4 protein-coding genes, 1 tRNA gene and 3 pseudogenes are annotated in these 6,404 nt (G+C 48.9%); 2 read left to right on the top strand and 6 right to left on the bottom strand.

The window, feature by feature from the left end:
* From GAC_RS02670 to GAC_RS02680, 3 genes and pseudogenes are all read right to left on the bottom strand, one after another.
* A pseudogene (locus tag GAC_RS02670) lies at positions 1-935 on the bottom strand (VirB4 family type IV secretion/conjugal transfer ATPase); the annotation flags it as partial.
* 3 nt (positions 936-938) lie between these two features.
* Entirely contained in the window at positions 939-1,235 is a 297-nt protein-coding gene (locus GAC_RS02675; protein WP_010265020.1) for a type IV secretion system protein VirB3, read from the bottom strand.
* A 93-nt stretch (positions 1,236-1,328) separates the two neighbouring features.
* Positions 1,329-1,943 carry a superoxide dismutase gene (locus GAC_RS02680; RefSeq protein ID WP_010265022.1) on the bottom strand — a complete coding sequence of 205 codons (615 nt, stop codon included), beginning with the start codon at positions 1,941-1,943 and terminating at the stop codon, positions 1,329-1,331.
* A 142-nt stretch (positions 1,944-2,085) separates the two neighbouring features.
* Here GAC_RS02680 and pstA point away from each other — a divergent pair.
* A pseudogene (pstA, locus tag GAC_RS06200) lies at positions 2,086-3,547 on the top strand (phosphate ABC transporter permease PstA).
* 138 nt (positions 3,548-3,685) lie between these two features.
* On the opposite strand, the gene GAC_RS02690 reads toward pstA, so the two are convergent.
* Positions 3,686-3,760, bottom strand: a tRNA-Arg gene (locus tag GAC_RS02690).
* A gap of 9 nt (positions 3,761-3,769) precedes the next feature.
* A complete protein-coding gene (gene lipA, locus GAC_RS02695) occupies positions 3,770-4,657 on the bottom strand; it encodes a lipoyl synthase (protein ID WP_029209728.1) in 888 nt (295 codons plus the stop codon).
* A 358-nt stretch (positions 4,658-5,015) separates the two neighbouring features.
* Between lipA and GAC_RS02700 the strand changes: the two genes are divergently transcribed.
* Entirely contained in the window at positions 5,016-5,333 is a 318-nt protein-coding gene (locus GAC_RS02700) for a hypothetical protein (RefSeq protein WP_035017987.1), read from the top strand.
* A gap of 60 nt (positions 5,334-5,393) precedes the next feature.
* Here GAC_RS02700 and GAC_RS02705 read toward each other — a convergent pair.
* Positions 5,394-6,404, bottom strand: a pseudogene (locus tag GAC_RS02705) (hypothetical protein); the annotation flags it as partial.

The following is a 6,404-nucleotide window of genomic DNA, read 5'->3' on the forward strand; positions in this document are numbered from 1 at the left end:
AGATTGAATCATGCGATTTTGCTGAATCTGCATCTTGGTTATTGCGGCTTGTCTGTTCGTAAACTTAAAGACTGCGTGATAATAAACTCGTATGGCAGTTGCAAAAACGCATCTAACATTCCGGCAGAAGTGGTTTGGCCGTATTCTTTTAAGCTTATCAGCCCCGCATATTTTGACTCATCATGCCCAACAACTTGCACCACTTTGTGGCCAAAATACAATCTGTGCATGGGCAAGTGCCGGGAAATATCTCCGAGGTGCATAGCAACATTGTGCACCGTGCCGCAATTTACAATTTGGAGCAAAAACTCCATAATCTCCGAAAAGTCCCCCGAGGGCGTTTGCCTGATACCAAGCTCCCTGGGCGCATAGTTACGGAGGCTGGTCACCACCCGGTTTGTCGCCTCTTCTAAGTCCTCATAGATGGCACGCATGTCATTCTTCCAGGCTTCGCTGGTCACCTTCTTGCTGAACTTTTTCATTAAGTTCACAAACAGCTCGGTGCTTTTCTTACCCCCATCCCTGACGACCGTTATGTATAGCTCGTTTGCAAATGACGGCTTCGTCATGTGTTTTTCGCGCCACTGGACATTCACAGCATCAGCAAAGGCGTTAGATAGCTTGCCTCTTGCAAAACCATGAGAGAACGCGTCTTTCCTGCGTCTTATGATGTGAAAGTATAGACCAAACGAAGATGAGGACATGCTACGGAGCGTCTGGTTTCTGATAGAGTTTTGTATAGATAAATCCTCATCATCCGCGGTTTCAAACGCGTAGCCAGACAGCTTGATAACCTTCAGCATGCAACCATCTTTGGTTATAAGGGTTGTGCTATTCCAGTGTTCCAAGTAAGGCAGAAAATGGGCCTCGTGGCATTCCCTCTCAACAACCCCCCTCTTCTTAGTAGTTGCTGCAGTTCTCCCGAGTCTCAACATCCGCTACATCACATCGTAAGAATTGGCATTGTGATAGAAACGATTAAGACACTTGCTGCACTTTTGCATTTTGATGACAAACAGATCCATGAACAACGGGTCTTTCGCAGATGCAGCGAAGCCTATGGCGTGCATGCCCGGGGCCAGAACGAGCAACACTCTAAAGTCGTTGCTGTACATGAAAAGCATGATAGAGATCATGAAATTCAGTATCGCAAATGTATAGCTTACACCGAAAAGCATAGTGGGCCTTGTGAGCCCTTTAAACAGCTGATCCGTCTTTACGCTACCGGACGACATTACCCCACCGAAAACAGGCACACGTGACTTTTCACAGACTCTAGCAACAAAAAATTATAAAATGATTAACTAGTATAAGAAGCCCTGTTCCTGTCACACACCCGCGGTTTCAAGCCTCTGTAATGCGAAATCCCAGTTTATCAAGTGTTCAAGAAATACATCAACATACTTCTTGCGAACGTTTAGATAGTCAAGGTAGTAAGCATGCTCCCAAACATCCATGGTAAGCAGAGGGTAATACCCAGAAGTCAACAGAGGAGAATCTGCATTTGGAGTGCTTACAACCTGCAGTTTGTTAGAACCCCTATCATAAAGCAGCCATGCCCATCCACTGCCGAAATGCCCGGTGCCGCTGGCAGCAAAAGCATCAGCAAACTCCTGCACACCGCCAAAACTCTCCTTAAGCATTTTCGCCAGTTTTGCCGGAGGGTTCCCTCCCCCATCTTTCTTCATAGACCTCCAGTAAAAGTCATGATTCCAAATCTGAGCTGCATTGTTAAAAATCCCCCTAGTAGCGCTGGAGCCGTGGGTTTTAACAATAATACCTTCTAAGTCACTATTGTTCATCCCATCAAACTCCGTGCCTGCTACCAGCTTGTTAAGCACATCAACGTAAGTTTTATGGTGCCCGTTATAGTGACGGTCTAGCAATTTGTCTGAAATGTAAGGCTCCAGACTGCTGTACGGAAGGCTAGGTAATTCAAACATAACTACGATCGCAAAACAAACCCTAAATGTATACCAACTGCGCAGCGGATTCAACACCTAAGCTCAAAAAATCACAATAATACAATAAACAGTGCATACAGTATGCCGCACCCGCTTATAGCTATGGCGCGCAACACCAAAAATGCATGCCACCCAAGTGCGGCGCAAGGCCATTGGGGGTGGACGCAAGCGTATAGCGTACTATATGCGGATAGCGGTGGTGGGCCGGCGCATTTGCTTGTACATACATAAAATCCTTTGTAATGGTGTTGCAAAGCATGTAGCATTGGCACGCCTCCTGTTGGGTTGGCTTCTCGGTAGGGGTAGTTCGCCTACGCTTAGTTTCGGCGCTGTATTTATGAACAAAGATCTCACAAAACTACTAAAACACCACCGCACTAGTGTAAGAGTGTTCATCAGAAGCAAAAAAGATAGGCTGCTCTCCGTGCTGTCCTTAGGTGCCCTTGGTATATCAGTGGGAATGCTAGTCTTGGTATTGTGCAGCATAGTAAACAACGGGTACAAGGCGCTGACAACCACAAAAATTTTGCTGTCTTTTGACCAAATTGAGCATATAGATCCGGGCGACAGCGGGTTTAGAGATGTGTGCATACAGCACATTCAGGGCGCGCTGGAAAAAATAGTTCAAAATTCTGTGGACCTCAGTAACCCTGAAACCAGAAGAATCGCGCACAGCATAATCAGCGAGACCGCCCATTATAACTTTGCACATCTAATTGAGAAGGGAACCTCATTGAGTAATGCTAGCGTGTGGTTCAACGCTTCGAGCGATTTTGTATCCAGCACACCCGGCAGCAATGAGGTGTATGATGCGATAATGCGGAAACTTGTTGCTGAAAACAGGATAAAAGGTTTTTAATTCTGCACTATTTACCAATTCTCACTCTAAGGTCCCAGAAAGCGCGGGCATCACGGGTGCGCTCATAGGCTCCCTGCTGACCATCATCGTGTGCCTGGCTTTGGCAATACCGGTGGGTGTAATGAGCGGGATATGCATGCAGGAACTCCTGAAAAGGGGAAAGCTGGCCTCGATGATTGAGGTTAGCATAAATAACCTGTCGTCAGTCCCCTCAATTATTTTCGGAGTTCTCGGTCTTATCGTCTACCTAAACATCTTTGGGGTTCCTAGATCCTCCGCTCTAGCCGGGGGCATGACTTTATCAATCATGATACTACCCAACTTGATTATAAGCACCCGGCAGGCTTTTGCAGCGGTACCAGAATCTGTAAAACAGGCTGCTTTTGCCTTGGGAGCGTCAGAGATGCAGGTCATAATGCATCATTCGCTTCCAATTGCCCTACCTACCGTAGTACAAGGAGTCATGGTAAGCGTCGCGCGAATGATTGGTGAGTCTTCCCCATTGATCATGATAGGCATGGTCGCATTTGTGGTTGATCTACCCAGAACATTTCTAGATCCTGCCAGTGTTTTACCTGTACAAATATACATCTGGGCAAACAACTCTAACATTGAGTTTACTAAGATATCCGCAATTGCAATACTGGCGTTGCTTGTCATACTATTGATCTTGAACATGATAGCCGATCTCATCAGAAAGCGATTTGATCACTTTTCGTTCTAGTGGTCCTCTGTACAATCCGCAAAACCGCTGCTCCGTGCACACCGCCGGCTGAGTTCATGTGCATTGCAAAAGCCATGCTGCCCCCGTAACAGCTATAGCACCAATAACTACAAATCTGGACGGATGTGCGGTACGGCACGCACTCGGCAGGACTCGAACCTGCGACCTCTACCTCCGGAGGGTAGCGCTCTATCCTGACTGAGCTACGAATGCACAATAACCCTATTCGTTCACTTTAGCGCGTGCGAACCTAAGCTCCTTAAGCTTTCGAAAGTCATCCTCAGCGTGGTAGGAAGACCGCGCAAGCGGACTTGCAGCAACCATGGAAAACCCCTTTGCATACGCCATGAGTTTATACTGCTCAAATTCCGAAGGGGGGACATAGCGATGTACTTCAATGTTGTTCTTTGTAGGCTGCAAATACTGCCCCATCACTATAAAGTCCACCCCAGCACACCTTAGGTCATCCATAACTTGGTACACTTCTTCCTTAGACTCCCCCAGCCCTAGCATAAACCCAGACTTGGTAAATACCCCAGGGCTTTTGTCCTTTACCTCCTTAAGCAGATTGAGCGAATTAAAATACTTCGCCCTGGGCCTGACTCTAGAATACAACCTGGGTACGGTTTCCAAGTTGTGGTTATAAACATCTGGGCGCGCAGAGGCGATAATATCAATCGCGCACGGCTTACCTAGAAAGTCCGGAGTGAGAATCTCCACCGTTACAGAGCTATCACGCTTTCTTATCTCCCGAACGCACTTAGCGAAGTGGCTCGCCCCCCCATCTGGAAGGTCGTCCCTATCCACAGAAGTTATTACCACGTGTTTTAGGCCAAGCTTACTGATCGCAGCGCCGACCCTCTCAGGCTCATCAGGATCGAGAGCGTTCGGCACACCAACCTTCACGTTACAGAATGCGCACGCCCTTGTACACACGGAACCCATTATCATGATGGTAGCGTGGCGTTTGTTCCAACACTCACCTATATTAGGACACGCAGCTTCCTCGCAGACTGTATTGAGCTCGTAGCGACGCACGAGTTCGGTAACCTCATCAAAGACCGCACCGCCCGGCATCCGCACCCTCAACCAATCGGGCTTGTTTTCCATACTGACCAGCAACAAACTACCGAGTAGCGTAGTAAAAACTGCAACGCTTGTCAACCAACCAGCCCCGCAGTCGCGCGACTAGCGAAATGTGCATTTACATAATTGCATATCTGGCCATCACGCTTACAACACCAGTATGTGTGGCGGAAGTTACCCCACTTAATTAGTAGGCTTTCAAGGCGCAACTACATTATTTAAAGCGACTTTTTCTTGACACAACCCCCCGCGTGGCAGGCTACGGGCGATTTTTAACCAAATGGTGTGTGCTATGAGTGTGACAACCAAAAGCTGTGAGAGATCTCCGCGCAGCGGCCGTAAATGCGGCCATGGCTGCGGCTATTCCTGGTAAGGTTGCTACTTGTCAGTCAAACCAAAAACTTCTGCCATCGATGCTGAGACCGAAGCTCAAGCTGCTCTGGACGCTATGGGCGAATTCGTAGAGATGCAAACTCTAGAAGAGCTCGTGAAGGAGTTCGGTGTGACCGTTGAAGCAACATTGCTTCAATATTTCACTATAAAACGGTGCTTCATCAACAGCGCTCAACAGCGTGGGAATTACTGGTTGTTGCCTGCAAGCACAAGGCGCCGAGCGTTAGCCAGCTCTAAGGCAAGGGGCGGGGCGAGAATTCTTTTGCCGGGGCTTTTTGGGGGTGTACATAACACCGCACTCAGCTAAATGACTGTGTCTCGTGGCAAATAAACTAGGCACTGGTTTGGTAACCCGCGCATGATTACGTCATCTCTGGATTTGCGGCCCGGTCTCAATGACCCTTTGCACTGTGACATCCTCCAGTAGTATACTGCCCTTTAGGAGCGACTGCCCCGCATCCTGGGCGAATTCAAACGCGCACCTAACATTATACTCGGCGTAAGGATGCCCTCCCCGCATCCCTTCTTGGGCACCACGCATATCTAAGCCGGTGCAGTAGGCGGCATGCTCTGTAGCCACACCACGTTGCCATTCGTACCCCCCTCTATCGCGTACAAAGCTATCCACGGCACTGGCCGCCTTGAATATGGCTGCGTTAACTGCGTTGCGGTTAACATCGGCATTCCACGCGTTGGCCCTGGCCATTGAGGCATCAACGGTCCCCGCCAAGGCATCACGCGCGGTCATAACGAGCCTCATGGCAACATTTTGAATCATCAAGCCAATAAATGTGGCGAGCCTGGCGATTATTCCTCCTTCGGGTACCCCGTGTACTCCATGCATATGTCCATGCATATGTCCATGCATGTGCCCGTGAGTGCTAAGACCGTGGTTAGCGTTGATGAAAAGCCTGCCCATGGTCGAGACATCAAGCTCCCTAGTCCCCGCCGTCCCCATTAACCCCGCGAGAAGGCCGTCAGTAGCGTGCCGATCCGCAGCAAACGCATGATACACACCATGCTGCATGGTCAACTCTGCAGCGATGTGACCAATTTCCCTTTTGATTCCATCGTGCACGATGCTATCAACATCGAAAAGGCGCTCTAACCTCCTGTGCATGGTGGCATAGTTCTCTGAAGCGCTGATCGAAGGCGCATATCTCTGAAGATCTAACGACGCCCCAGCGAGAGTGTGCGCAACCAGCATCATGAAAAACATGTGGTGGTCCGCACCCTGCCGCCTCTCCATGGTCTGCAATTGCATCTTAAGCTGGGTCAAAAGCATGAGCCTCTCTTGCAGCAGCTGCCGCATTTTAGGATCTAGTGCTTTCTCTAGGGCATCTCTGAGCTCCATTATTTGCTGTTCAAGCAGGTACCT

It is taken from the genome of Anaplasma marginale str. Florida (assembly GCF_000215485.1).
GTDB classification, from domain to species: Bacteria; Pseudomonadota; Alphaproteobacteria; order Rickettsiales; family Anaplasmataceae; genus Anaplasma; species Anaplasma marginale.

Bases quoted from the DNA above. Each gene is read 5' to 3' on its own strand.
- GAC_RS02675 (WP_010265020.1), bottom strand. From the start codon at position 1,235: ATGTCGTCCGGTAGCGTAAAGACGGATCAGCTGTTTAAAGGGCTCACA.
- GAC_RS02680 (WP_010265022.1), bottom strand. From the start codon at position 1,943: ATGTTTGAATTACCTAGCCTTCCGTACAGCAGTCTGGAGCCTTACATT.
- lipA (WP_029209728.1), bottom strand. From the start codon at position 4,657: ATGGAAAACAAGCCCGATTGGTTGAGGGTGCGGATGCCGGGCGGTGCG.